This window comes from Paraburkholderia sp. SIMBA_053, from assembly GCF_046534895.1.
GTDB lineage: Bacteria > Pseudomonadota > Gammaproteobacteria > Burkholderiales > Burkholderiaceae > Paraburkholderia > Paraburkholderia caledonica.
In genome coordinates, this window is the sequence record NZ_JAWRXU010000759.1 from 1 (window position 1) to 268 (window position 268).

Genomic DNA, 268 nt, shown 5'->3' on the forward strand with positions numbered 1-268 from the left:
GCAAGCGGCTGCGGCGCGTTCGTGAAGGAATATGGGCATCTGTTGCGCAATGATCCGCTTTATGCGGCGAAGGCCGCGCGGGTAAGTGCGATGGCGCGCGATCTCGTCGAGGTGCTTGCTGTGGAGCCGCTCGATGCATTGCTGCCCGCTGATGATGCCGTCGCGATGCGTGTCGCGTTTCACTGTCCTTGTACGTTGCAGCATGCGCAGAAGCTTGGTGGTGCGGTGGAGAGTGTGCTGTCGCGGTTAGGGTTCGATCTTGCTGCTG

The 268-nt window shown here is 61.2% G+C and carries 1 pseudogene; it reads left to right on the forward strand.

Annotated elements, in window-relative coordinates:
• Positions 1-268: pseudogene (gene glcF / locus SB753_RS37615) on the forward strand (glycolate oxidase subunit GlcF); the annotation flags it as partial.